The organism is Inhella gelatinilytica, from assembly GCF_016093295.1.
In the GTDB taxonomy this organism is placed as follows: Bacteria; Pseudomonadota; Gammaproteobacteria; order Burkholderiales; family Burkholderiaceae_C; genus Inhella; species Inhella gelatinilytica.
The window spans coordinates 60038-83535 of record NZ_JAEDAL010000001.1 but is presented as its reverse complement, the minus strand read 5'-3'; the positions used below and the strand labels follow the sequence as shown (position 1 = coordinate 83535).

Below are 23498 nucleotides of genomic sequence, written 5' to 3'. Positions count from 1 at the left end.
CGCCCCTCTCGGCTGTGCGCTCGTGTGCGGCCCCTCGACGGATTGGTTCCACCATGCTGAGCTTCCAGCAACTCATTCTTCGCCTACAGGATTACTGGGCCCGCCAGGGCTGCGCGCTCTTACAGCCCTATGACATGGAGGTGGGGGCCGGCACCAGCCACACCGCGACCTTCCTGCGCGCGCTCGGCCCCGAACCCTGGAACGCCGCGTACGTGCAGCCCAGCCGCCGCCCCAAGGACGGTCGCTACGGCGAGAACCCCAACCGCTTGCAGCATTACTACCAGTTCCAGGTGGTCTTGAAGCCGGCGCCGGCCAACATCCTGGAGCTGTACCTGGGCTCGCTCGAAGCCCTGGGCTTCGACCTGAAGAAGAACGACGTCCGCTTTGTCGAGGACGACTGGGAGAACCCCACGCTGGGCTGCTGGGGCCTGGGCTGGGAGGTCTGGCTCAATGGCATGGAGGTGACCCAGTTCACTTACTTCCAGCAGGTCGGCGGCATCGACTGCCGGCCCATTACGGGTGAGATCACCTACGGCCTGGAGCGCTTGGCCATGTACCTGCAAGGCGTGGAATCGGTCTACGACCTGGTCTATGTGGAAGCGCAGAACGGGCGCCCGGCGATCAAATACGGCGATGTGTTCCACCAGAACGAGGTCGAGCAGTCGACCTACAACTTCGAGCACAGCGACGTGGACTTCCTGCTGCAGGCCTTTGCCGCGCATGAAAAGCAGAGCAAGCACCTGATGGAGCAGCAGTTGGCCCTGCCGGCCTACGAGCAGCTGCTCAAGTGCGGTCACACCTTCAACCTGCTGGACGCGCGCGGCGCCATCAGCGTGACGGAGCGCGCGGCCTACATTGGCCGCATCCGAAACCTGGCGCGGGCGGTGGCCCAAAGCTACGTCGACAGCCGCGCCCGCCTCGGGTTCCCGATGGCGCCCAAAGCCTGGGCCGATGAAGTGGTCGCCCAGATCGAAGCCAAGAAACAAAAAGAACAGAAGGCGGCCTGATCGTGAGCACGACGCAAAACCTCCTCGTCGAACTGTTTGTCGAAGAGCTGCCGCCCAAGGCGCTGAAGAAATTGGGCGAGAGCTTCGCTCAGTTGATCGAAACGGCGCTGCGCGCTCAAGGCTTGGTGGCCGAAGGCGCGGTGGCGACTTCATTCGCCTCGCCGCGCCGCCTCGGCCTGCACCTGACCCAGGTGCTGGAGCAGGCACCTGAAAAGGCCTTGCGCATCAAGCTGATGCCTGTCGCCGTGGGCCTCGCGGCCGACGGTCAGCCCAGCCCGGCCCTGCTGAAAAAGCTGGCTGCCTCAGGTCTCGCCGCCGACACGCCGCTGGAGCGCGCGCTGGACGGCAAGGCCGAGGCTCTGTTCGCCAACACCGTGCAGCCCGGCGCCAGCTTGGCCCAAGGCTTGCAGCAGGCGCTGGACGAGATGCTCAAGGCACTGCCCATCCCCAAGGTGATGAGCTACCAGCTGGCGGATGGCTGGAGCAATGTGCACTTCGTGCGCCCGGCGCACAGCCTGATCGCCCTGCATGGCGACACGGTCGTTCCGGTCAGCCTGCTGGGCCTGCAATCCGGCCGCCACACGCAAGGCCACCGTTTCGAGGCCGCCGAGCCGCGCCTGGAAATCGAACACGCCGACCACTACGCCGAAGCGCTGAGGACCCGCGGCGCCGTGATCGCCAGCTTCGTCGAGCGCCGCGCCGAGTTGCAGCGTCAACTGCAGGCCGCGGGGGCCAAGCTGGGTCTCAAACCCATCGACGACGAGGCCCTGCTGGACGAGGTCACTGCCCTGGTTGAGCGCCCAAATGTGCTGCATTGCCAGTTCGAGAAGGAGTTCCTGGAGGTGCCGCAGGAATGCCTCATCCTGACGATGAAGGCCAACCAGAAGTACTTCCCGCTGTTGGACGTGTCCAAGGGCAATGAGGGCAAGCTGACCCAGCACTTCCTGGTGGTCAGCAACATCGCCCCCGCGGACGCCAGTGCGGTGATCCAGGGCAACGAGCGTGTGGTGCGCCCGCGCCTGGCCGATGCCAAGTTCTTCTACGACCAAGACCGCAAGAAGAAGCTGGCCGACCGCGTGCCCGGTCTGGCCAAGGTGGTCTACCACGGCAAGCTGGGCAGCCAGGGCGAACGTGCCGAGCGGGTGCGCGCCATTGCCCACGCCATCGTCAACCAGCTGCGCATGGCCACCGTGCCCTACACCGTCGAGGCGCGCGACGAATTCGAGGTGCTGGATAGCAAGGTGCAGCAGGCCGCCCAGCTGGCCAAGGCCGATCTGCTGACCGACATGGTGGGCGAGTTCCCCGAGCTTCAGGGCATCATGGGCGGCTACTACGCCCGTCACGAGGGCTTGCGCGACGGCGTGGCCATTGCGATCGAGGACCACTACAAGCCGCGCTTTGCCGGCGATGCGCTGCCGCGCAACCACACCGGCACCGTGCTGGCTCTGGCCGACAAGCTGGAGACCCTGGTGGGCCTCTTCGGCATCGGCCAGTTGCCCAGCGGCGACAAGGACCCGTTTGCGCTGCGCCGCCATGCGCTCGGCGTGATCCGCATCCTGATGGAAAAGAACCTACCGCTCAGCCTGCCCGCCCTGGTGCAAGCCGGGGTGGCCGCCTTCCCCGACGGCATGCTGACGCACGCCACGGTGCAGGACGATCTGCTGCACTTTGCCTACGAGCGCTTGACCGGTGCCCTGCGCGATCAGGGCTACTCGGCCCAAGAGGTGGATGCGGTGATCGCGTTGCGCCCGACGCAGTGGGGCGACATCCCCAAGCGCCTGGCCGCGGTGCGCGCTTTTGCGGCCCTGCCCGAGGCCCCGGCCCTGGCCGCGGCCAACAAGCGCGTGGGCAACATCCTGAAGAAGAGCGAAGAAGCCCCGGTGGCGCTGAATGCGGCGCTGCTGCAGGAGGCGGCGGAGCAGCAACTCGCCGCCGCGCTGCAGGCCGCGACGGCCCAGGCCGATCCGCTGTTTGAGCAGGGTGACTTCACCGGCTCGTTGCGCGCCTTGGCGGCCCTCAAGGCGCCCGTGGATGCGTTCTTTGATGCGGTCATGGTGAATGCGGAAGATCTGGCGGTCCGAGCAAATCGCTTGGCCCTGTTGCGGTCGTTGCAACAAGCCATGAACCGAGTGGCCGAGTTGGCCCGGTTGGCGCAGTAAGACCATGCACAGCCACCATCCTGCCCACCACCCGATGAAGCTGGTGATCCTCGGGCGGGATGGCACGCTCAATCGCTACCGCGATGACCACGTCAAGTCGCCCGCGGAATTGGAGCCCCTGCCCGGTGCGTTGGAGGCGGTGGCTCGGTTGAACCACGCGGGCTGGCACGTGGTGCTGGCCACCAACCAGCCAGGGATCGGCCGCGGACTGCTTGACATGAGCGCGCTCAATGCGGTGCATCTGCGGTTGAATGAGCTCCTGAAGGCCGAAGGGGGACGTTTGGATGCGGCGTTCTTTTGCCCCCACACGCCTGAAGAGGGCTGCGCCTGCCGCAAGCCCTTGCCGGGGTTGATTGAGCAAATTGGAGAGCGGTTCGGCGCCGATTTGGCCACCGTTCACATGGTCGGTGCCTCGTTAAGGGACCTGCAGACGGCGGCTGCGGCCGGCTGTGTGCCGCACCTGGTGCAAGGTGATCGGCTGGCGGGTATTGATGACGAACGGCTCCACGCCATGGTCAGCGAGGTGGTGGGCGCGCGACTGCACGCGGACTTGGCGGCCTTTGCGGAGTGGCTGCTGCACACGGATCGAAGTGGCAGTCTGGCGGCGGAGGAAGACGCGCAGAACCCGGGGTATGAAGGGGGCTGAGGCGTGTCCATGCTGATGCGCGCTGCACGATCGGCGCTCTTCGTCTTGTGGGGCCTCGTGACCCTGGCGCCTTGGGCCACTGCGGCGGTGTTGATCTCGCCGTGGGTGAGCTCGACGCGGTTGTACTGGTTCTGTTCGGCATGGGGCCGGGTATTGCTCTGGGGCTTGCACCGCATCGTCGGCGTGCGGGTCCAGCTTCGAGGCTGGGATCGTCTGCCTCAGGGGCGACGTGAGGCGGTCATCGTGTTGGCCAAGCACCAGAGCGCGCTGGAAACCTTGGCGCTGTTTGCTTACATGCCGCACCCGCTGGCCTTTGTGTTCAAGAAGGAATTGCTTTACATCCCCTTTTTCGGCTGGGCCTTGGGGCGCATGGACATGGTGCACATCGACCGCAGTCGCCGCACAGAAGCCTTTCAAAAGGTGGTGGTGCAAGGGCGACGACTGGCGGCGCAGGGAACCTGGGTCATCATGTTCCCGGAAGGCACGCGGGTGCCCCGCGGGGCCGTGGGAGCTTACAAGACGGGGGGGACGCGGTTGGCCTGTGAAACGGGCCTGCCCGTGCAGCCTGTGGCCTGTGCTACGGCCAGGGTATGGCCCCGGCGCAGTTTGCTGCTCCAACCGGGCGAGTACGTGCTCTCTGTGGGGCCGGCTTTGGCGCCCCAAGGGCATTCGCCAGACAGCCTGATGGCCGAAGTTCAGCGCTGGATTGAGTCGGAGATGCAGCGTTTGGACCCAGAGGCCTACACCTCCCGGAATGGGGTGGGACAGGCCCCCGCACCGCAGCCCAGCCATTGATGCAGGACCCCATGCCCAACTCCGAGGCGGCGCTCGGCGGGGTGCCCTGGGTCGTGCACCGCAGTCGGCGGCGGTCGATTGGCTTGCGGGTGGATGCCCAAGGCTTGCAAGTGCGAGCGCCCCATGCGGTGTCCCAGGCCTACTTGGAGTCCGTCCTGCGCGCTCGCTGGGCTTGGGTCGAGCACAAATGGCAGGAGGCCCGCCAGCGGGCCCATGCTTTGGAGTCGCTGCGGCTGAAAGGGGTTCCGGGGGAAACCCTGCTGTATCGCGGTGAGCCCGTCCTCCTGGTGCAGGGGGCTGGAAAAGTGCCGAGGTGGGTCGAGGGCGCTCCGTCGCAACTGCACCTGCCCGGCCCGCCAGGCGAGTCGTGGACGCGGATGGCGCGCAAGTGGTTGCAAGATCAAGCCCGGGCGGCCCTGCAGGCCTGCGTGCAAGATCACACCCAGCGCTTGGGATTGCCCGCGCCGGCCATTCGACTCAGCAATGCCAAAGGACGCTGGGGCAGTGCCAGCAGCCGGGGAACGCTGAGCTTGCACTGGCGTTTGATTCAACTTCGCCCCCACCTGCTGCGGCATGTTGTGGCCCACGAGGTGGCGCATTTGCGAGAGATGAACCACAGCCCCCGATTCTGGTCGTGGGTGGCGGTGCTGGATCCCGACTACCGGGCCTCCCGGGCCGAACTCAAACAGGTCCAGTTGCCGCCCTGGTGAGCCTCCTTCTTAAGAAGGTTCCCCCTTTTGGGGGGATTGGCGGGCAAGGCGCGGGTCGAGACACTCCCGCCCAGCGCTGTCATCCAAGGCAAAAGGGAGAGACGCCAGGGAGAAACAAAGCCGCCGCGGCCCGTGAGGGTTCGCGGCGGTTTTGTTTGGTGGGGGCTGGGGTCAACGGGCTTCGAAGCGAATGTGGCCGTGCGGGTCGACGAGTCGATGCGCTTGGCCTTGGTGCCACAGATGGTTGAGGTGGGCGATGGCCTCGCCCATGGCGAACGTGGTTTGGTGAAGGTCCAGCGGACGATTGAACAGTACCGGCAGCACCCCGGCCGCGTCCTGGGGGCCTTGACGCAAGGCCGTTCGCAAAACGTCCAACCGCTCGGCGTGATGGTCTTGCAGTTGGCGGATCCTGCGCTGCAGTCCGCGGAAGGGACGACCGTGGGCGGGCAGGACCAGACTGTCGTCCGGAAGGTCCGCCATCCGGCTCAAGGAGGCCAAATACAGGCGCAAGGGGTCGGCTTCGGGCTCGACATCCACCACGCTCACATTGGTGGAAATGCGCGGTAGCACCATGTCGCCGGCGATCAGCGTCTGCGTTTCAGCCTGCCAAAAACTCAAATGCTCGGGAGAGTGCCCCTGGCCGGCGCGGGCCGCCCACGATCGCGGGCCCACCTGCAGCGTTTCGGCATCCAGGATGCGGCGGTAGGTCAAAGGCACCTGGGGCACCATTCGCGGGTAATAGTCGGCGCGCGCGCGGATCTTGGCCTGTGCCTCGGGGTCCGTCAGTCCGTGTGCGGCAAAAAACAGGGCGGCTGCGTTGCCGCCCATGCCCACCGTCGACTGGCTGGCCAAGCGGGCAATTTGGTAGTCCGTGGCGCTCATCCACAGACGGCACCCCCAGTGCTCGCACAGCCAGGCAGCATTGCCCATGTGGTCGGGGTGGAAGTGCGTCACGAGCACGCGCACCACCGGCAGCCCCTCAAGGGCGGGGTGCGCAAACACACTTAACCATGCTGAACGGGTTGCTTCGTCCGCGATCCCGCAGTCCAGGATGGCCCAACCCGGCCCGTGCTCGGGGTGCGAGTCACGCAGCAAATAGAGGTTGATGTGGTCCAGCGCAAACGGCAGTTTCATTCGCACCCAGAGCAAGTCGGGCGACAGGGCCTGTACCTGGCCCGGTTCAGGAACCTGGTCCCCCAAGGGGTAGTCCAGGGCGGTTTCATGGGCGTTGGCCATGGCGTTTCAGGGGAATCCCGTAGGGTGTGGAAAGTAACAATCCGTAAACTCTGCCCCCCAAATGGGGGGCTATTCGGCGGGTGGATTGGAAGTCCGTCGAGTGTGCCCCAAGGCGCGCCCCGGCTGGCGTCGGATGCGCGAAGGACGGCGGCTTTTGCCCTGTGCGTCCTTCACGGCGGGCGCGTTTTTTTGCGCGGATTGACCTGGATCGCTTGCTCAATCCCGGGCCGCACCCTAATGTACTGGGTGCCGCGTTTTGGATGGCTGGATGGAAGGAATGGGCATGGGATTGAGTGTTTGGGGTCGGTTCACGGCGGTGGCTGCGGCCGCTTTGTTGGTGGTGGTGCCCGCGGTGGCGCAAGACTCGGGCAAGCTCAGTGACCAAGAGCGGGCCAAGCGGGACGCTGAAAAGGTGTTCCGCTTCATCAAATTCCAGACCGTTCGCAGCGCGAACAAGGATAAAGACGAAAAGAAGGACGAAAAGAAGGCCGCAGCCGCTGCGACTTCCTCACCTGCGGCAACTGCTCCCACTGCGTCGGCGGCCAAGCCCCAAGTGGTGGCCAAGACCGAGGAGGCGCCCCGGATGCGGGGTTTGGAGCCCCCGGCTGCGGGGCAACCGGCTGAGGCGAAGGCGGGTGCTGCGCCTGCCGTGGCCACCACCCTGCCACCGGTCGTCGAGCCTGTGACGCCCCCCGCGGCGACGGTGGCGGCCAATCCGACGCCGAGCAATCCGGCACCGGAACCCGAGCCTGATGAGCCGGATGAGGTGCCACTCAAGCTGATCAATTACGTGCCGCCAGAAATGAACCGCCATGTCATGGATGCCATGGGTGGGCGGGACCACTCGGTCCCTGTGCGGTTTACGGTGGAGCCCAATGGCACGGTGAGCCAAGCGGACCCGCGCCCCGGTGTGCAACGCAAACTGGGGCAGTCGGCTGCCGCCGCGATCAAGCAGTGGAAGTTCTCGCCGCTGCCCGAACGCCGGGTGGTGGATGTGGAGTTGATGTTCCGCGCCGCAGTGGACTGAGCACCTGGGGCGCCGTGCTCAGGCGCGGCGCAAGCGCAGGGCGTTGCCCAGCACAATCAAGCTGCTGGATGCCATCGCCGCGCTGGCCCACAGCGGGTTGAGCTGACCGGCCATGGCCAGTGGCAGCATCACGGCGTTGAAGCCAAACGCCCAAAACAAGTTTTGACGAATGGCGCGCAAGGTGCGCCGAGCGAGGGTGAGCCCCTCGGGGATGCGACGCAGGTCGTCGCTCAGCAGCGTGAGCGTGCTGGCCTGGGCGGCCACGTCCGTGCCCCGTCCTTGGGCCGTGATGGCGATGCCCACATCGGCTGCGGCCAGAGCCGGGGCATCGTTCAGTCCGTCGCCCACCATGGCCACGCGTTCTCCGCGTGCCCGCCAGGTGTGAATCGCCCCCAGCTTGTCTTGGGGCAGCAGTCCGCCATGCACTTCGTCCTGGGCACCAAATCCCAACTGCTGGGCCACGGCCCGCGCTGCTTCGGGGCGATCGCCTGACAGCAGGCTGCAGCGCAACCCCTGCTTGCGCAGGTCGGCCAGCGCGCGGGCGGCTTCTGCGCGGGGACGGTCGCCAAAGCTCAGTAAGCCCAGCAGTTGTGGCTCGGGCTGGCTGGCGGCCAACCAGCTCACGCTCAGGCCGCGAGCAGCTTGCTTTTGTGCGCTGGCCTCCCACGCTGCCGTCGACAGGCCCAATTCCAGCAGGTAACGGCTGGACCCCAGGTGCAAGCGCTGCTCGCCCACCTTGCCCATCAGCCCCAAGCCTGCCAGGGCACGGACCTCGGTGGCGGCTGCGGTGGGCAGGTCGCTTTGCGCTTCTCGGATGGCGCGCGCCAGGGGGTGCTCACTCCCTGCGGACAGCGCGGCCGCCAAGGCCTGCACTTGCAGGCGGTTGAGTTCGCCCAAGGGCTCGATGTGCAGCAATTCGGGCTCGCCCCGCGTCAGGGTGCCGGTTTTGTCGAACACGATTCGATCCAGACTGGCCATTTGCTCCAGCGCTGCGGCGTCGCGCACCAGCAGGCCGCGCCGGGCCGCGCGCCCGATGCCCACCACCACGGCCGTGGGCGTGGCCAGGCCCAGTGCGCAGGGGCAGGCGACCACGAGCACACTCACCGCGGCAATCAGGCCCTGACCCCATCGACCGGCCAAGGTCCAAGCGGCGAGGGTCGCCACCGCCAGGAGCAAAACCGCTGGCACAAAGCGGGCCGCCACACGGTCTGCCAGACGCTGAATGGGGGCCTTGCTGGCCTGAGCCGACTCCACCAGCCGCACCAACTGCGCCAGGCTGGAGGCGGCAGCGGTTTGACTGGCCCGCAGTTCGATGACCCCGTCCAGATTCAGGGCCCCGGCGCGGACGACATCGCCCACTTCCTTGGCCACCGGCAGGGGCTCCCCGCTGAGGTGGGCCTCGTCCACATGGGTGCGGCCTTCGGTGACACGACCGTCGCAGGGGATGCGACCCCCGGGTCGCACCCGCACCCGGTCGCTGGCTTTGAGCTCGCTGAGGGGCTCCAGGCGCCAGGCCTCATCCCGCCACAGTTCGGCCTGCGCCGGAGCCAGCTCTTGCAAGCCCCGCAATGCACTGCCCGTGGCGCGTTTGGCTCGACCTTCCAGGTAGCGGCCCAACAGCACGAAGCTCAGGATGGAGGCGCCTGACTCAAAAAACAGCTCCATGCTGCCCGCGCCTCGCCAAAGCAGCCACAGGCTCAGCCCCCAGGCTGAGGTGGAGCCCAGGGCTACCAGCACATCCATGCCGGGGCTGCGAGCGCGCAGCCCCGCCCAGGCGGCTTTGTAAAAGCGACGGCCGGGCCCGAGTTGCACCAGCGTGGCCAGGATGGCTTGCGCCGGGCCAGGGATCATCCAGTGAATGCCGCCGAGCATCAAGGCCATGGGGGCCAGCAGCGGCAAGGTCAGCGCCCAGGCTAGGAACAAGTCGCGGCGCAAGCGCGCTTGTTCTCGCTCCAATTGGGCGCCGGCATCGGTTTGTGTTTGCAGCGCAGCGCCAAAACCGGCCGCGCGGGCGGCCGCCAAGAGCGGTGCGCTCTGGGTGCTGGGCAGGGCCTGCAAGGCCACCGACGAAGCGCTGAGGTTGACTTGCACCAGGATCACCCCTGGCACTTTGGCCAAGGCTTCGTGCGCGCGCAGCGCATCGGCCTGGTCGTGCAAGCCGTCCAGGTGCAGGGTGGCTTGCGTGAGCGGCACGTCGTAGCCGGCCTTGCGCAGGGCGGCCATCAGGGTGATGGCGCTCCACCCGGGCTCGACCTTGAGCTGGGCGCGGTTTTCGGTCAGCAGCACGTCCGCTTGGACGACGCCGGGGGTGGCCGCCAGGGCTTTTTCGACACGGGCGACGCAGGCCGCACAGTGCATGCCGCTGATCGGTAACGAGAGTTCGGTGGATGCCATGACCCGAGTGTAGGAAGGGCAGCCGGCGCACAATCGCGCCATGAGCACCGAAACCACCTTTCAAGTTCCCAGTCTGAACTGCGGTCACTGTGTGGCCAGCGTCACCCGGGCGCTGTCTGCGCTGCATCCTCTGGTGGAGGTGCAGGCGGACCCGGCCAGCAAAACTGTGCGCGTTCAAGCACCGGCCAGCGTGGAGCGGGCGCGTTTGATTGCGGCCCTGACCGAAGCCGGTTACCCGCCCGCATGATTCGGGGCCGACCGCTCGGTCGGCAAGTCCTGTAACCGGGCGAAAATGGCGGATTCCCCAGCATTGACGGACTCTGCCGCCATGGCCCAACTTCGCAGCCAGCTCAATCCCCGTTCTGCCGACTTCCAGGCCTCCAGCGAGGCCATGCGCGCCTTGTTGGACGACTTGCGTGCCAAGTTGGCTCGCATCGCCGAAGGCGGCGGCGAGGCCGCACGGGCCAAGCACACGGCACGGGGCAAACTGCTGCCGCGCGATCGCGTGCAGATGCTGCTCGACCCGGACACCCCCTTTCTGGAAGTGGCGCCGCTCGCCGCGCTCAACGTCTACAAGGAAAAGGACGGCAGCGATTCCGCACCCTGCGCCGGCATCGTGGCCGGCATCGGCCGCGTGGGTGGGGTGGAGTGCATGATCGTCTGCAACGACGCCACGGTGAAGGGCGGCACCTACTACCCGCTCACCGTCAAGAAGCACCTGCGGGCGCAAGAGATTGCCGAGCAGAACTGCCTGCCTTGCATCTATCTCGTGGACAGCGGCGGGGCCAATCTGCCCAACCAGGATGAAGTCTTCCCGGACCGCGACCACTTCGGCCGCATCTTCTTCAACCAGGCCAACCTCTCGGCCGCGGGCATTCCGCAGATCGCGGTGGTGATGGGCTCGTGCACGGCCGGCGGCGCCTATGTGCCCGCCATGAGCGACGAGACCATCATCGTCAAGAACCAGGGCACCATCTTCCTGGGTGGCCCGCCGCTCGTGAAGGCGGCCACCGGCGAGGTGGTGACCGCCGAAGACCTGGGCGGTGGCGATGTGCACACGCGCCTCTCCGGCGTGGCGGACCACCTGGCCGAAAACGACACCCATGCGCTCGCCCTGGCGCGCCAAGTGGTGGGCAGCCTGAACTGGAGCAAGCGCCACGAATTGAAGCTGCAGACCCCTGAGGCCCCGGCCTACGACCCGTCGGAGTTGCACGGTGTCATCCCCACCGACACGCGCAAGCCTTTTGACGTGCGCGAGGTCATCGCCCGCGTGGTGGATGGCTCCAAGTTCGACGAGTTCAAGGCCCGTTACGGCACCACCTTGGTCTGTGGATTTGCCCACATCGAGGGCATGCCCGTGGGCATCGTGGCCAACAACGGCATCTTGTTTGCGGAGGCCGCCAACAAGGGGGCGCACTTCATTGAGCTGTGCTGCCAGCGCAAGGTGCCCTTGGTGTTCTTGCAGAACATCACCGGCTTCATGGTGGGCCGCAAATATGAAAACGAGGGCATTGCCCGCGCCGGCGCCAAGATGGTCACGGCCGTGGCCTGCGCCCAGGTGCCGAAGTTCACCGTGATCATCGGCGGCAGCTTCGGCGCTGGCAATTACGGCATGTGCGGCCGCGCCTATTCGCCGCGCTTCCTGTGGATGTGGCCCAACGCGCGCATCTCGGTGATGGGCGGCGAGCAGGCCGCCTCCGTGCTGGCCACCGTCAAGCGCGATGGCATCGAAGCCAAGGGCGGCGCCTGGAGCGCGGACGAGGAGGAAGCCTTCAAGGCCCCCATCCGCCAACAGTACGAAGAGCAAGGTCATCCCTATTACGCCAGCGCCCGCCTGTGGGACGACGGCGTGATCGACCCCGCCGACACGCGCCGCGTGCTGGCGCTGGGCTTGAGCGCTGCGCTGAATGCGCCCATTCCGGACACCAAGTTCGGCGTGTTCCGGATGTGATGACCACTCGGGCTTGCCATGAACTCCGTTGGATGCTGCTGACTTTTTGCGTCCTGCTGCTGGTCGGCAATGCTCAGGCCACCGACACGCAGCTGCTGCGGCCGGTCGATTGGCGCCCCGTTCTGATAAGGCTTCAGCGAGTGGCCGCGCCTTGGTGCGGTGAGCAGACGTTCCGTGATTCGGAGGGTCGGATGCGATGCCGGGTGCTGCTCGCCGTCCTCCCGCACTCAGTGCCGGCGGGCGCCATGGGGCCAGGCTTGCTGACCCTTGGTCAGGGTGCACTCGATTTGCTGCCGGAGGACGAATTGGCGCACGTTCTTGCCCATGAATTTGCCCATTTCGTCCTGGGTCACCCGCTCATCGCCTTGCGGCGGTTGCGGCCCGACCAATTGGCTCGAGCGGCCGAACGTGCGGGCAAGAACACGTCGGAGTTCTTGGACTGGATGGCGATGGGCATTCCACCTGTTCATGCCGAGACACCCACAGACCGGCATGAAATTGAGCGGGACGCGGATACGCTGGGGCTCTACCTCGCTGGTCTTGCGGGTTATCCAGTCGCCGCCCAAGCCTCCCTTTGGAAGCGCCTTGCCGAATACCCGGCTCTGAATGCTGCGGCCACTGCTACGCATCCCTCAATGCCCGATCGGAGTGCGCATCTGCATCGCGTGGCGCTGCGCTTTTGTGAGCAGTTGCTTGAGGGACATGCGTTGGTCCCTGATGCGGAACGCTTGCGCCCTTCTGTGGCGCCTGAGGAGGTCGCTAGCCTTCGCCTACTCAGGTCCGGTGTTTGCCCGCTATGAACTACGAGACAACTGTCTGCACTGTCGCGGAGACCTGGGCTCGCACGTTGCAGATGAACGCTGTTCCCTGAAATCTTTGGAGTATTGATGACTGCCACCCTCAAGATGGACGTGCAAGGCGCCGTTGCCCGCGTGACCCTGAACCGTCCCGACGTGCGCAACGCGTTCAACGACGCCGTCATCCACGAACTGACCCGGGCCTTCGAGGACCTGGGCAACCGCAGCGATTTGCGGGCCATCGTGCTGGCCGCCGAGGGCAAGGCCTTCTGCGCGGGGGCTGACCTGAATTGGATGCGCGCCATGGCGGATTACTCCTGGGAAGAAAACCACCAGGACGCCGGCCGCCTCGCGCAGATGCTGTGGACGATCTACCGCTGCCCCATCCCGGTGATCGCCCGCGTGCAGGGGGATGTCTACGCTGGCGGCGTGGGCCTGGTGGCGTGCGCCGACATCGTGGTCAGCACGGTCGCCGCGGGCTTTTGCCTGAGCGAGGCCAAGCTGGGCCTGCTGCCGGCCACCATCGGCCCCTATGTGGTCAAGGCTCTGGGGGAGCGCCAGGCGCGCCGCTACTTCACCACGGCCGAGCGCTTTGACGCCGCCACCGCCCACCGCCTGGGGCTGGTGCATGAGGTGGTGGCGGACGCGGAGGCCTTGGATGCCAAAGTGGCCGATTTGGCCGCGGCGCTCTGCGCCAACGGACCGGCGGCTGTGAAAGCCTGCAAGAAGCTGGCGCTGGACATGGGCGCGGCCCCTGAGCTCACCGAGGCGCTGCGCGACGACACGGCGTGCCGCATTGCCGACATCCGGGCCTCTGCGGAGGGCAAGTCTGGCGTGCAAAGCTTCCTGAATAAGCAACCCTTGCCGTGGCTGCTGAGCGAATGACCCCCCACGACCTGGCCGCCCGCAGCCGCGCCGCCATCTGGCACCCCTGCACCCAGATGGCGCGGCTGGATGCCGTGCCGCCCTTGCCCATCGCACGCGGTGAGGGGCCGTGGCTGTTTGACACCGAGGGCCGCCGTTACTTCGATGCCAACAGCTCCTGGTGGGTGAACCTCTTTGGCCATGCGGATGCCGGCCTGGCCGAGGCGATCGCTACCCAAGCCCGCACGCTGCCGCATGTGATGCTGGCCGGATGCACGCACGAGCCGGCCGTGGAACTGGCCGAGCGCCTGAGCGCCCGCACGGGCGGGGCCTTGGGCCATGCCTTCTATGGCAGCGACGGCGCCAGCGCCACCGAGATCGCGCTGAAGATGAGCGCTCACCACTGGCGCAATCTCGGTCAACCCGAGAAGTGCGAATTCATTGCCCTGGCCGGGGGCTACCACGGCGAGACCTTGGGTGCGCTCTCGGTCACTGACGTGGCGATCTTTCGTGACGCCTACGCGCCGCTCTTGCGTGCGACGCACCTGGCGCCGGCCCTGCACGAGTCGGGCGCGCTGGCCGCCATCGAGGCCAAGCTGGTCGAACTCCAAGGACGCTGCGCGGCGGTGATCGTCGAGCCCTTGATCCAAGGCGCCAGCGGCATGCGCATGCACGGCCCCGAGGTGCTGCGTGAGTTGCGCGCGTTGTGCACCCGCCAGGGCGCCCATTTGATTGCCGACGAGATCGCTGTGGGCTGCGGCCGCACCGGCAGCTTTTTTGCCTGGGAGCAGGTGAGGGCGCTCGGAGCGGAATGGCCGGACTTCATCCTGCTCAGCAAGGGCATCACCGGTGGCACGCTGCCGCTGTCCCTGGTGCTGACCACGGATGCGGTGTTCGAGGCCTTCTTGTCCGACGACGTGGCGCGCGGCTTCTTGCACTCCCACTCGTACACCGGCAACGCCATCGCCTGCGCCGCGGCCAACGAGGTGCTGCGCCGCATGGAGACGCTGCTGCCTACCTTGTCCGGTCAAGCCGCGGCCCTGCGCGAGGCGTTTGCGCCGCTGCTGCACGATGACGCCCGGATCGAGAACGGTCGTCAAACCGGGATGGTGCTGGCGTTCGACGTCAAGCCCGGTGTGGCGGGCGAGCGCTTTGCGGAACGCTTCCACCTGGCCGCGCGCCAGCATGAGTTGTTGATCCGCCCCATTGGCCGCACGGTCTACCTGATGCCCCCGTATGTGATCGACGCGTCAATTGCTCGCTGGTTGGTCGAGGTCGTTGCCCGCACGCTGAACGATGTCTGCTCTGTTTGATCGCTACGCCCAGCAGTTGGCCGAACGCGCCGCGCAGGACTTGATCCGTGTGCGCCGTGTGGCCGCCTCGCCCACCGCGCCCCGTCAAGTCATCGACGGCGTGGAGAAGCTGCTCTTTTGTTCGAACGACTACCTGGGCCTGGCGGACCATCCCGAGCTGATTGCGGCCTTGCAAGAGGGTGCGGCGCGCTGGGGCGTGGGCAGTGGGGCCTCGCACCTGATCAGCGGCCACAGCCAAGCGCACGAGGCGCTCGAGGCCCAGTTGGCCCGCTGGGCGCGCGACTGCATCCCCGATGCCCGCGCGCTGACCCTGTGCACCGGCTACATGGCCAACCTGGCCCTGCTGACGGGCCTGGGGGATAGGGAGGACGCGGAGCTGTTCTCGGAGCGGCTGAACCATGCCAGCCTGATCGATGGCGCCCGCCTGGCGCGGGCGCGCAAGAGCATCTACGCCGACCTGGACCAGTTGGAAGGCCAACTGCGCGCCTCCACCGCCCCCACCAAGCTCATCGTCACCGACGCCGTGTTCAGCATGGATGGCCATCTGGCGCCGCTGCGCGAACTGCTGGCCTTGGCGGAGCGCTTTGATGCCCTGCTGCTGGTGGACGACGCCCATGGCTTTGGCGTGCTGGGCCCGCACGGGCATGGCAGCCTGGCGCACAGCGGCCTGCGCAGCGAACGCCTGGTGTGGATGGGCACGTTGGGCAAGGCCGCCGGCGTGGCCGGCGCCTTCATCGCCGCCCACCCCACCTTGATCGAATGGCTGCTGCAGACCAGCCGCCCCACCATCTTCACCACCGCCAGCCCACCGGCACTGGCCCATGCGCTCGTGACCTCACTGGCCCTGATCGAGGGCGAGGAGGGCGAGCGCCGACGTGATCAGCTCGACCTGCTGCGCGCCCAGTTGGTCGATGGGCTCGCGCCCATCGCCGCGGCACGCGGCTGGCAGCTGCCGCGCAGCGACACCCCCATCCAGCCGCTGATCGTGGGCGAAAACGCCGCCGCGCTGGCGCTGTCAGCACGCTTGGATGCCCAGGGCCTCCGTGTGCCCGCCATCCGCCCGCCCACGGTGCCGGCAGGGACAGCGCGGCTGCGGATCACGTTGTGTGCGGATCATGAGGCGCAGGAGATCGATGATTTGTTGGCCGCCTTGGTGGCATCGACATAGCTACTTGGCGCGAGGACTTGAGCATGACGAATCTGTGGATGAAAACGGTTCTGATGCTGGCCCTGGCGGGCTGGAGCGGCGTGGGTTGGTGCGCATCCGAGGGGTGGCAGAGGTTTGCTGACCGTTCGACCAACGAGTGGCTGATCGGGGACAAACAATCCCAGCGCTTGATTCGGCGTCATGTACCCAAGGAACTGGTGTCGGACGTCTTGGCTGGGCTCTGGGGCCCGCCCAACCCTGTGGAGTGGAGGGAGGACCGTTACTTTTCGGTGTCGGCGTGCCAAGCGCACAACTGTGGGCACTTGGGGTTCTTTTGGCTGGATACCCAAAGCAGCCGGGGCTTGGGCGCCGAGCTGGATCATGGCTTTGACGGCCGGGCTGTGACCCTGCGATTGGGCTCACGCGATCTCGTGGGCCCGCAAATCCCGGAACCTGCCCTTGCCGCCATCCAGGCCTGGCTGGGCGAGGCCTTGCAACAACCGGAGGACGCGGGTCGGAGCCGGGCGGCCACCGTGGGGGCCGTCCGGTTTCTCAATCGAGAAGGACGTTGGTTGGACCTCCCGCCCGAGCGGTTTCAGCCCGAACCGGTTTTTGTGCCGCCGGCGGGTGGACCGAGCTTTGATTGTGCCCAATCGACGGGGTCCTTGGCCAAGCTCATCTGTGCAGACTCCGAGCTGGCGGCCTTGGATTTGAGGCTTTCGGCCGCGGCCCGCAGCATGCACTTGAGGGGGGCGGACAACGACTACCGCCGCCAGTTGAGCCGCCTGATCCTGAGCTTCGAGGAGGCCCGCCAATCGCGCTGTTCCTCTAGCGATGAACCCAAGGGCTGCCTGAGGCCGCTTTATTTGCAACACGAACTGCAGTTGCAGCACTGGACCCCATCCCGGCGATGAGCAGGCTGTTTTTCATCACCGGCACCGACACCGAAATCGGCAAAACGACCTGTACGGCGGCGCTCACGCACGCCGCCGCCCAGCGTGGCTGGCGCGCGGCGGGTTTGAAGCCCGTCGCTGCGGGGCAGGAACTGCGCGCGGGTCGTTGGATCAACGAGGACGTGGCGGTGCTGCACGCCGCACAAACCGTGGGGCTGACGGAGCAGGAGGTGGGGCCGATTCAACTGCGCACGCCCTGCGCGCCGCACTTGGCGGCCCGGTTGGAGGGGCGGCCCATTCGCCGTGCCGAGGTCATGGCGGCCCTACGGGCGCCGTTGCCCCGTTTGGATGTGGCCTTGGTCGAGGGGGTGGGCGGTTTCCGCGTGCCCCTGGACGAAGAGGCCGGCTGGGACAGTGCCGACTGGGCGCGCGATCTGGCGGCGCCGGTGATCTTGGTGGTGGGCCTGCGCTTGGGTTGCATCAACCATGCGTTGCTCACCGCCGAAGCCGTGCTGGGGCGGGGCCTGAAGCTCGCGGGATGGATCGCGAACACCGTGGATGGCCAGATGCTGCAACACAGCGAAAATGTCGCCACTTTGCGGGCCTTGCTGCCTGCGCCGTGTCTGGGCGCCGTGCCGCGCCTGGATGCACCCACCCCGGAGGCCGTGGCGGTCCACTTGGACGCCGCGGCTTTGGATTGCTTGTTGTTGAAGAAGGATCTCGCATGAACGCCCCCGTCCAAACCGTGCACTTGCACCGTCCCTTGAAGGCTCAGGAAGGGCAGTGGAGCGTGGCCGAGATCGAAGCCCTGTTTGCGCTGCCGTTTATGGAGCTGATCCATCGCGCGCAGTCGGTGCACCAAGCGCATCAACCCAAGAACCAGGTCCAACTCTCGACGCTGCTGTCCATCAAGACCGGTGGTTGCGAAGAGGACTGCGCGTATTGCCCGCAATCCAGCCACTACGACACCGGCCTCGAAGCCGAGAAGCTGTTGGACTTGAGCGAGGTGCGCTCCGCAGCCCAAGCCGCCAAGGCCAAGGGCGCCACGCGCTTTTGCATGGGCGCGGCCTGGCGCGCGCCCAAGGACCGTCACATGGAGCAGCTGATGGCCATGGTGCGTGAGGTCAAGGGCCTGGGGATGGAAACCTGCGTGACCGCCGGCATGTTGAAGGCCGAGCAGGCCCAACAGCTCAAAGAGGCCGGCCTGGACTACTACAACCACAATCTCGACACCTCGCCCGAGTTCTACGGCGAGATCATCACCACCCGCACCTACCAGGACCGTCTGGACACGCTGGAGGCCGTGCGCGCCACCGGCATGAAGGTGTGCAGCGGCGGCATCGTGGGCCTCGGCGAGAGCCGCACCCAGCGCGCCGGCCTGATCGCCCAGCTCGCCAACTTGAACCCGCCGCCCGAGTCCGTGCCCATCAACAACCTGGTCAAGGTCGAGGGCACGCCGCTGGCGAAGAACGAAGACCTGGACCCGTTCGAGTTCGTGCGCACCATCGCCGTGGCCCGCATCACCATGCCGGGCAGCATGGTGCGCCTCTCGGCCGGCCGCGAACAGATGGACGAAGCCCTGCAAGCCCTGTGCTTCCTGGCCGGCGCCAATTCCATCTTCTACGGCGAGAAGTTGCTGACCACCGGCAACCCACAAGCCGAAGCCGACCGCAAGCTCTTGGAGCGCCTGGACCTGAACGTGGCCGAGGTGCAGGAGACCGCCGCGGAAGACGCCGCGGGTTGTGGCTGCGGCTCCCCATCGCCTTGCGGTAGCTGAGCCGCGCCGCCCGATGCTGGAAGTCCTCTTCGAGCTGTTGGGGGAGTTCCTGCTGCAGGTGGTGGCGGAGCTCGGGTTTCGGGGGCTGGCCCAGCCCTTCGAGCGGCAGCCCTCGTTGTGGCTGGCTGCTCTCAGTTACGCCGTGCTGGGGGTCGTGCTGGGTGGATTGAGTTTGCTGGTGTTTCCGCACAGCTTGATCGCCCCGCAATGGCGGTTCGCGAACCTGATCGTGTCGCCTCTGCTGGCTGGATTGGCCATGCATGCGCTGGGCCGCTGGCGGGAGCGCCATGGCCGTGAGGTGTTGCGCATTGATCGCTTTGGCTGCGGCGTGGTGTTTGCGCTGGGCTTCGCGCTGGTCCGCTACCACTTCGCGAACTGAGGAGCGGCTGCATGGTGTGGTTGATCACGAAATACGCCCTCACGGCCGCCCTGGTGGTGGTCATTGGTGAGGCGGTGCGCCGCAGCGACAAGCTGGGTGGCCTGATCGGCGCACTGCCCTGGGTCACGGTGCTGGCCCTGATCTGGATGCACGTCGAAGGCCAGTCCACCGAGAAGCTCGCCCGCCACGCGGAGTACACGCTCTGGTACGTGCTGCCCACCTTGCCCATGTTTGTGGCCTTCCCTTGGTTGTTGCCGCGCTGGGGCTTTTGGCCCGCGCTCGCCGCCAGTGCCGCTGTGGGTCTGCTGGGATTTGTGCTGTTTGCGTTGGGTCTTCGGCGCTGGGGCATTGAGTTGTGGTGACGGGTTTGGCGAACTTCTTGTTGGGCGCCAAGCGCGCGACCTATGCCAGCGGCGATGGCTCTGCCCGCGTGACGGCGCTGCTGCCGGGCGCGCGCCAACTCGAGTGGCAGGATGGCGATTGGCTCTACCGGGATCACTATTTCGGCTTGCTGAACTTCGTGGGCCAGGAGGTGGTGTACCGCGCGGGGGTGCCCGTTTGGTCGATGGCTTATGCGGGCGGGCTGACCCTTGGCGTGGCGGGTGAGCAGGCCGAGCGCGTCTATCGAGCCCTGAGGGCGGCCCTGCAGGAGGCGCCCCAGGACTTGGCGTTGCGGGGGCCGGCTCAATTCGAGGCCGAAGGGCTGCACTATGGGCTTGCGGTCGAAGGTGACTTGGCGCGGTTTCACCTGCACGAGACGCTGAGCGAAGCAGGCCGGGTGCTTTACGAGCTGCGAGGCTCGGGGGGCGACCTGGTATGAAGCGGGGGTTCGGACGCAGAGCCCCGCAGAGCCACCCGATCGCCCCCTTGTGAAGGACAGCCGAGAGACGTCGAGATGAGCGCCACTGCTGAAGGCAACGATTTGGGTTTTGTCTACCGCACCCTAAAAAATGGTTCGGTCGAGGTGACTCACCACGGCCGGTGGGCGGCCACCTTGCGAGGACGGGATGCGAGCGAGTTTTTGGCCCGTGTTGATGGCGGATCGCCCGAGGCAGCGCAGCAGCTGATGGCACGACTCACCGGTAACTACCGCCGGGGCAACGAGCGCCAGGCGCGCCAGCACCCGCGCAACCGCTGAGCCGGAGGGGGAAACCATGCTCGAAGACGTACTCGCTTTTTGGTTCCAGGAGATTCCGCCAGCGGCTTGGTGGCGCGTCGATCCGGCCTTTGACGACCAGCTGCGCCAGCGCTTTGGTGGGCTGTTGGTTCAGGCGGCGCAGGCCGAACTGACCGGGTGGCGTTCCAGCGCGCATGGGCGCCTGGCCGAGGTGCTGGTGCTGGACCAGTTCTCACGCAACATCCACCGCGGTACCCCACAGGCTTTCGCCCAAGACGGGATCGCTCTCGTGCTGGCGCAGGAGGCGGTTCGGGCGAGTGCGCTGGAGGCCTTGACTGAGCCAAGTGAGCGTGCGTTCTTGCTGATGCCCTACATGCACTCGGAGTCGCCCGCGATTCATGCGCTGGCCGAGCCGCTGTTCCGGCTCCATGCCCCCGCAAACCTGGACTTTGAATTGCGGCACCGGGCCATCGTGGACCGCTTTGGGCGCTACCCCCATCGCAACGCCATCCTGGGGCGCGTTTCCACGCCCGAGGAGTTGGCCTTCTTGCAGCAGCCGGGCTCCAGTTTCTGAGCCTGAAGGAGAGCGGGGCATGCACCGTTTGTTTGGCTTTCAAGGGGCGGGTTCGGCAGCTGTCGAGGTCGCTCTGCACTGGGTGGGGGAGCCGTTCGAAAACGTCGCCGCAGCCTCCTGGGCCGCGGATTCCGCCCTTGAAGCTCTGCGGGAGGTGAACCCACTGATGCAGATCCCCACCCTGCAATGGGCAGATGGCACGGTGATGAGTGAGAGTGCGGCCATCCTGATTGAGTTGGGCTTGCGCTACCCGGCGTCCGGCCTGCTGCCGATGGCCGCCTCAGAGCGGGCACGGGTGCTGCGGGGCCTGGTGTTCATCGCCGCCAACTGCTATAGCGCCATCAGCGTCAGCGACTACCCGGAGCGCTGGTTGGCGCTGCCTGACGAGGCGGCCCAGGCCAATCTGCGTGCGGGCACGCGTGCGCGCCTGCACGCGCACTGGTTGGTGTTTGCCGACACCTTCTGGGATGGTGACAGCGCCTACCTGCAAGGGGCCCAACCCGGTGCGTTGGACCTGCTGGCGGGGGTGGTATCCAAGTGGTCCGGTACCCGATCTCACTTGGCGGTCGAACGTCCGGACTTTTGCGCCCTGCTGCAGCGTGTTGAGCAGCATCCCAAGGTGGCGCCGGTCTTTGCCCGTCACTGGGCGGCCTGAGTCCTCGATACTTCGGGGCTTGCGCCCATGCGGGGCGCCCCTCTCCCACAAGGAGCACCCATGTTCAAGAAGATCCTCATCGCCAACCGGGGTGAGATCGCCTGCCGTGTGGCGGCCACTGCGCGCCGCTTGGGCATTCAAACCGTTGCCGTCTATTCCGAAGCCGATGCGCGCGCCCAGCATGTGCTGGCCTGTGATGAAGCCACCCTGATTGGCGGCCCCGCACCGCGGGACTCTTACCTGCAGTGGGAGCGCATCTTGGCCGCCGCGAAGTCCACAGGTGCCGAGGCCATCCACCCGGGTTATGGGTTTCTGTCCGAAAACGAGGGCTTTGCCCAGGCCTGCGCTGAAGCCGGCGTGGTCTTTATTGGCCCGCCCGCATCGGCCATCTTGGCCATGGGCCTGAAGGCTGAAAGCAAGCGCCTGATGGAAGCCGCGGGCGTGCCCCTGGTGCCGGGTTATCACGGCGCGGACCAAGATCCGGCGCTTCTCAAGCGTGAGGCCGACCGCATCGGCTACCCCGTGCTGATCAAGGCCAGCGCCGGCGGGGGCGGCAAGGGCATGCGCGCGGTGATGGCGGCGGACGAATTCGACGTCGCGCTGGCCAGTTGCAAGCGCGAGGCCATCAACAGCTTCGGCGACGATGCGGTGCTGATCGAGCGCTATGTGCAGCGCCCCCGTCACATCGAGATCCAGGTGTTTGGCGACACGCAAGGCGATTGCGTCTACCTGTTCGAGCGCGATTGCTCGGTGCAGCGCCGCCACCAGAAGGTGCTGGAAGAAGCGCCGGCTCCGGGCATGACGGAGCAGCGCCGCCGCGAGATGGGCGAGGCTGCCGTGGCCGCCGCCAAGGCGGTGGGCTATGTGGGCGCCGGCACCGTGGAGTTCATCGCCGAACAGGATGGGCGCTTCTACTTCATGGAGATGAACACCCGGCTGCAGGTGGAGCACCCGGTTACCGAAGCCATCACCGGCCTGGACCTGGTGGAGTGGCAACTGCGCGTCGCGGCCGGCCAGCCGCTGCCGCTCAAGCAGCATGAACTGAAGATTCACGGCCACGCCATCGAGGCGCGTATCTGTGCCGAGAACCCCGAGGCCGGCTTCCTGCCCGCCACCGGTTCGCTGGACGTGCTGCGTTGGCCGGCGCACAGTGCCTTCTGCCGTTCCGACGTGCGCGTGGACACCGGTGTGGTGGAAGGTGATGCCATCAGTCCGTATTACGACTCGATGGTGGCCAAGCTCATCGTCTGGGGTGAGGACCGTGGCCAGGCGCTGGCGCGTTTGGATGCGGCGCTCACGCAGACCCACATCGTGGGCCTGCAGACCAATGTGGCCTTCCTGCGCCGCTGTGCGGCCACGGCCAGCTTCGCCGGCGCCGACCTGGACACTGGCCTGATCGAGCGCGAACGCGCCGCACTCTTTGGCCAACCCGGCCTGCCGCTCGATGTGGCTGCCGCCGCGGTGGTGGCACACACGCTGGCGCTGGAGGCGCGCACGCAAGACGCGGACCCCTGGAGCCGCCGTGATGGCTTCCGCCTGACCGGCGATGCCGTGCGCGGTTTTGACCTGGAGCTGGATGGTCAGCATCACGCGCTTCAGTTGCGCCGATTGCATGCGGGGGGTATGCAGTTGCTGGTTGGGGGCGAAGCGGTGGCGTTGGCGATCGATTCCGCCTCCCCCGAGCGTCACACGCTGCTACTGGGCGAAGGTCTGGCCGTGCGCCGCATTCCCGTCCACACCTATGCGCGCGGCGAACAGGTGACCGTGTTCGCGCCGCAAGGCAGCGCCACGTTGACCGAGGTCGATGTCATCGCCCATGCGGGTGAGGGCGCGGGTGGCGGCGGCCGCTTGACCGCCCCCATGCCGGGCAAGCTGGTGGCTTTGCATGTGAAGGCGGGCGATGCCGTCAAGGCCGGCCAGCCCCTGGCCGTCATGGAGGCGATGAAGATGGAGCACACCCTCAACAGCCCGCGCGATGGCACGGTAGCCGAGCTGCTCTACGCCGTGGGCGATCAGCTCACCGATGGTGCGGAATTGCTGCGCCTGGAGGGCTGAAC

General features: G+C 66.7%; 24 protein-coding genes. 22 read left to right on the top strand and 2 right to left on the bottom strand.

Annotation, left to right across the window (positions count from 1 at the left end; all coding sequences use genetic code 11):
- Positions 1 to 53: 53 nt before the first annotated feature.
- From glyQ to I7X43_RS00370, 5 genes are read left to right on the top strand one after another with little or no spacing between them, the layout of a single operon-like run.
- On the top strand, positions 54 to 1007 hold the full coding sequence (glyQ, locus tag I7X43_RS00390; protein WP_198098911.1) for a glycine--tRNA ligase subunit alpha: 954 nt from the start codon (positions 54 to 56) through the stop codon (positions 1005 to 1007).
- A gap of 2 nt (positions 1008 to 1009) precedes the next feature.
- The gene (gene glyS / locus I7X43_RS00385) at positions 1010 to 3166 is read left to right on the top strand and encodes a glycine--tRNA ligase subunit beta (protein ID WP_198098910.1); all 2157 of its coding nucleotides are present in this window, start codon (positions 1010 to 1012) and stop codon (positions 3164 to 3166) included.
- A 34-nt stretch (positions 3167 to 3200) separates the two neighbouring features.
- Positions 3201 to 3812, top strand: a complete 612-nt coding sequence (gene gmhB / locus I7X43_RS00380; RefSeq protein WP_198099761.1) for a D-glycero-beta-D-manno-heptose 1,7-bisphosphate 7-phosphatase — start codon at positions 3201 to 3203, stop codon at positions 3810 to 3812.
- 15 nt (positions 3813 to 3827) lie between these two features.
- Entirely contained in the window at positions 3828 to 4607 is a 780-nt protein-coding gene (locus I7X43_RS00375; RefSeq protein ID WP_198098909.1) for a lysophospholipid acyltransferase family protein, read from the top strand.
- Positions 4608 to 4618: 11 nt separating this feature from the next.
- On the top strand, positions 4619 to 5317 hold the full coding sequence (locus I7X43_RS00370) for a M48 family metallopeptidase (protein ID WP_198098908.1): 699 nt from the start codon (positions 4619 to 4621) through the stop codon (positions 5315 to 5317).
- Positions 5318 to 5488: 171 nt separating this feature from the next.
- Here the strand turns inward: I7X43_RS00370 and I7X43_RS00365 are convergent, their stop codons facing one another.
- The gene (locus tag I7X43_RS00365) at positions 5489 to 6553 is read right to left on the bottom strand and encodes an MBL fold metallo-hydrolase (RefSeq protein WP_198098907.1); all 1065 of its coding nucleotides are present in this window, start codon (positions 6551 to 6553) and stop codon (positions 5489 to 5491) included.
- A 283-nt stretch (positions 6554 to 6836) separates the two neighbouring features.
- Between I7X43_RS00365 and I7X43_RS00360 the strand changes: the two genes are divergently transcribed.
- The gene (locus I7X43_RS00360) at positions 6837 to 7580 is read left to right on the top strand and encodes an energy transducer TonB (RefSeq protein WP_198098906.1); all 744 of its coding nucleotides are present in this window, start codon (positions 6837 to 6839) and stop codon (positions 7578 to 7580) included.
- Positions 7581 to 7598: 18 nt separating this feature from the next.
- Here I7X43_RS00360 and I7X43_RS00355 read toward each other — a convergent pair whose 3' ends face one another.
- Positions 7599 to 9974 carry a heavy metal translocating P-type ATPase gene (locus I7X43_RS00355; RefSeq protein ID WP_198098905.1) on the bottom strand — a complete coding sequence of 792 codons (2376 nt, stop codon included), beginning with the start codon at positions 9972 to 9974 and terminating at the stop codon, positions 7599 to 7601.
- 40 nt (positions 9975 to 10014) lie between these two features.
- Between I7X43_RS00355 and I7X43_RS00350 the strand changes: the two genes are divergently transcribed.
- The 16 genes from I7X43_RS00350 to I7X43_RS00275 all read left to right on the top strand — a co-directional run bounded on the left by I7X43_RS00350 (position 10015) and on the right by I7X43_RS00275 (position 23496).
- Positions 10015 to 10221, top strand: a complete 207-nt coding sequence (locus tag I7X43_RS00350) for a heavy-metal-associated domain-containing protein (RefSeq protein WP_198098904.1) — start codon at positions 10015 to 10017, stop codon at positions 10219 to 10221.
- Between the two features lie 81 nt (positions 10222 to 10302).
- Positions 10303 to 11925, top strand: coding sequence for a carboxyl transferase domain-containing protein (locus I7X43_RS00345; RefSeq protein WP_198098903.1), 1623 nt, complete (start codon positions 10303 to 10305; stop codon positions 11923 to 11925).
- Positions 11925 to 12725, top strand: a complete 801-nt coding sequence (locus I7X43_RS00340; protein WP_198098902.1) for a M48 family metalloprotease — start codon at positions 11925 to 11927, stop codon at positions 12723 to 12725. Before I7X43_RS00345 ends, I7X43_RS00340 begins: the two co-directional genes overlap by 1 nt.
- Positions 12726 to 12812: 87 nt before the next feature.
- Positions 12813 to 13607: an enoyl-CoA hydratase/isomerase family protein gene (locus I7X43_RS00335; protein WP_198098901.1), complete on the top strand. Its 795-nt coding sequence runs from the start codon at positions 12813 to 12815 to the stop codon at positions 13605 to 13607.
- Entirely contained in the window at positions 13604 to 14899 is a 1296-nt protein-coding gene (gene bioA / locus I7X43_RS00330) for an adenosylmethionine--8-amino-7-oxononanoate transaminase (protein ID WP_198098900.1), read from the top strand. Before I7X43_RS00335 ends, bioA begins: the two co-directional genes overlap by 4 nt.
- Positions 14883 to 16067 (top strand): aminotransferase class I/II-fold pyridoxal phosphate-dependent enzyme, encoded by a 1185-nt coding sequence (locus tag I7X43_RS00325; protein WP_198098899.1) that lies wholly within the window; start codon positions 14883 to 14885, stop codon positions 16065 to 16067. The genes bioA and I7X43_RS00325 overlap by 17 nt, the downstream gene beginning before the upstream one ends.
- Before the next feature lie 23 nt (positions 16068 to 16090).
- Positions 16091 to 16960, top strand: coding sequence for a lysozyme inhibitor LprI family protein (locus I7X43_RS00320; RefSeq protein WP_198098898.1), 870 nt, complete (start codon positions 16091 to 16093; stop codon positions 16958 to 16960).
- Positions 16957 to 17667 carry a dethiobiotin synthase gene (bioD, locus tag I7X43_RS00315; RefSeq protein ID WP_198098897.1) on the top strand — a complete coding sequence of 237 codons (711 nt, stop codon included), beginning with the start codon at positions 16957 to 16959 and terminating at the stop codon, positions 17665 to 17667. The genes I7X43_RS00320 and bioD overlap by 4 nt, the downstream gene beginning before the upstream one ends.
- The gene (gene bioB / locus I7X43_RS00310; RefSeq protein WP_198098896.1) at positions 17664 to 18716 is read left to right on the top strand and encodes a biotin synthase BioB; all 1053 of its coding nucleotides are present in this window, start codon (positions 17664 to 17666) and stop codon (positions 18714 to 18716) included. Before bioD ends, bioB begins: the two co-directional genes overlap by 4 nt.
- Positions 18717 to 18729: 13 nt before the next feature.
- Positions 18730 to 19095, top strand: coding sequence for a hypothetical protein (locus I7X43_RS00305; RefSeq protein WP_198098895.1), 366 nt, complete (start codon positions 18730 to 18732; stop codon positions 19093 to 19095).
- Between the two features lie 11 nt (positions 19096 to 19106).
- Positions 19107 to 19457, top strand: a complete 351-nt coding sequence (locus tag I7X43_RS00300) for a DUF3147 family protein (RefSeq protein ID WP_198098894.1) — start codon at positions 19107 to 19109, stop codon at positions 19455 to 19457.
- Positions 19454 to 19915 carry a DUF5680 domain-containing protein gene (locus I7X43_RS00295; protein ID WP_198098893.1) on the top strand — a complete coding sequence of 154 codons (462 nt, stop codon included), beginning with the start codon at positions 19454 to 19456 and terminating at the stop codon, positions 19913 to 19915. The genes I7X43_RS00300 and I7X43_RS00295 overlap by 4 nt, the downstream gene beginning before the upstream one ends.
- A 75-nt stretch (positions 19916 to 19990) precedes the next feature.
- On the top strand, positions 19991 to 20233 hold the full coding sequence (locus tag I7X43_RS00290) for a hypothetical protein (RefSeq protein WP_198098892.1): 243 nt from the start codon (positions 19991 to 19993) through the stop codon (positions 20231 to 20233).
- A gap of 16 nt (positions 20234 to 20249) precedes the next feature.
- The gene (locus I7X43_RS00285; RefSeq protein WP_198098891.1) at positions 20250 to 20786 is read left to right on the top strand and encodes a DUF924 family protein; all 537 of its coding nucleotides are present in this window, start codon (positions 20250 to 20252) and stop codon (positions 20784 to 20786) included.
- A gap of 19 nt (positions 20787 to 20805) precedes the next feature.
- The gene (locus I7X43_RS00280) at positions 20806 to 21441 is read left to right on the top strand and encodes a glutathione S-transferase family protein (protein WP_198098890.1); all 636 of its coding nucleotides are present in this window, start codon (positions 20806 to 20808) and stop codon (positions 21439 to 21441) included.
- A 60-nt stretch (positions 21442 to 21501) separates the two neighbouring features.
- Positions 21502 to 23496, top strand: a complete 1995-nt coding sequence (locus tag I7X43_RS00275) for an acetyl/propionyl/methylcrotonyl-CoA carboxylase subunit alpha (protein WP_198098889.1) — start codon at positions 21502 to 21504, stop codon at positions 23494 to 23496.
- Positions 23497 to 23498 lie beyond the last annotated feature (2 nt).

Coding starts and splice junctions, on each gene's coding strand:
- bioD (WP_198098897.1), top strand. CDS start 16,957: ATGAGCAGGCTGTTTTTCATCACCGGCACCGACACCGAAATCGGCAAA.
- I7X43_RS00365 (WP_198098907.1), bottom strand. CDS start 6,553: ATGGCCAACGCCCATGAAACCGCCCTGGACTACCCCTTGGGGGACCAG.
- I7X43_RS00355 (WP_198098905.1), bottom strand. CDS start 9,974: ATGGCATCCACCGAACTCTCGTTACCGATCAGCGGCATGCACTGTGCG.
- I7X43_RS00350 (WP_198098904.1), top strand. CDS start 10,015: ATGAGCACCGAAACCACCTTTCAAGTTCCCAGTCTGAACTGCGGTCAC.
- bioB (WP_198098896.1), top strand. CDS start 17,664: ATGAACGCCCCCGTCCAAACCGTGCACTTGCACCGTCCCTTGAAGGCT.
- I7X43_RS00320 (WP_198098898.1), top strand. CDS start 16,091: ATGACGAATCTGTGGATGAAAACGGTTCTGATGCTGGCCCTGGCGGGC.
- I7X43_RS00275 (WP_198098889.1), top strand. CDS start 21,502: ATGTTCAAGAAGATCCTCATCGCCAACCGGGGTGAGATCGCCTGCCGT.
- glyQ (WP_198098911.1), top strand. CDS start 54: ATGCTGAGCTTCCAGCAACTCATTCTTCGCCTACAGGATTACTGGGCC.
- bioA (WP_198098900.1), top strand. CDS start 13,604: ATGACCCCCCACGACCTGGCCGCCCGCAGCCGCGCCGCCATCTGGCAC.
- I7X43_RS00360 (WP_198098906.1), top strand. CDS start 6,837: ATGGGATTGAGTGTTTGGGGTCGGTTCACGGCGGTGGCTGCGGCCGCT.
- gmhB (WP_198099761.1), top strand. CDS start 3,201: ATGAAGCTGGTGATCCTCGGGCGGGATGGCACGCTCAATCGCTACCGC.
- I7X43_RS00325 (WP_198098899.1), top strand. CDS start 14,883: ATGTCTGCTCTGTTTGATCGCTACGCCCAGCAGTTGGCCGAACGCGCC.
- I7X43_RS00280 (WP_198098890.1), top strand. CDS start 20,806: ATGCACCGTTTGTTTGGCTTTCAAGGGGCGGGTTCGGCAGCTGTCGAG.
- I7X43_RS00340 (WP_198098902.1), top strand. CDS start 11,925: ATGACCACTCGGGCTTGCCATGAACTCCGTTGGATGCTGCTGACTTTT.
- I7X43_RS00345 (WP_198098903.1), top strand. CDS start 10,303: ATGGCCCAACTTCGCAGCCAGCTCAATCCCCGTTCTGCCGACTTCCAG.
- I7X43_RS00285 (WP_198098891.1), top strand. CDS start 20,250: ATGCTCGAAGACGTACTCGCTTTTTGGTTCCAGGAGATTCCGCCAGCG.
- I7X43_RS00290 (WP_198098892.1), top strand. CDS start 19,991: ATGAGCGCCACTGCTGAAGGCAACGATTTGGGTTTTGTCTACCGCACC.
- I7X43_RS00375 (WP_198098909.1), top strand. CDS start 3,828: ATGCGCGCTGCACGATCGGCGCTCTTCGTCTTGTGGGGCCTCGTGACC.
- I7X43_RS00305 (WP_198098895.1), top strand. CDS start 18,730: ATGCTGGAAGTCCTCTTCGAGCTGTTGGGGGAGTTCCTGCTGCAGGTG.
- I7X43_RS00335 (WP_198098901.1), top strand. CDS start 12,813: ATGACTGCCACCCTCAAGATGGACGTGCAAGGCGCCGTTGCCCGCGTG.
- I7X43_RS00370 (WP_198098908.1), top strand. CDS start 4,619: ATGCCCAACTCCGAGGCGGCGCTCGGCGGGGTGCCCTGGGTCGTGCAC.
- I7X43_RS00300 (WP_198098894.1), top strand. CDS start 19,107: ATGGTGTGGTTGATCACGAAATACGCCCTCACGGCCGCCCTGGTGGTG.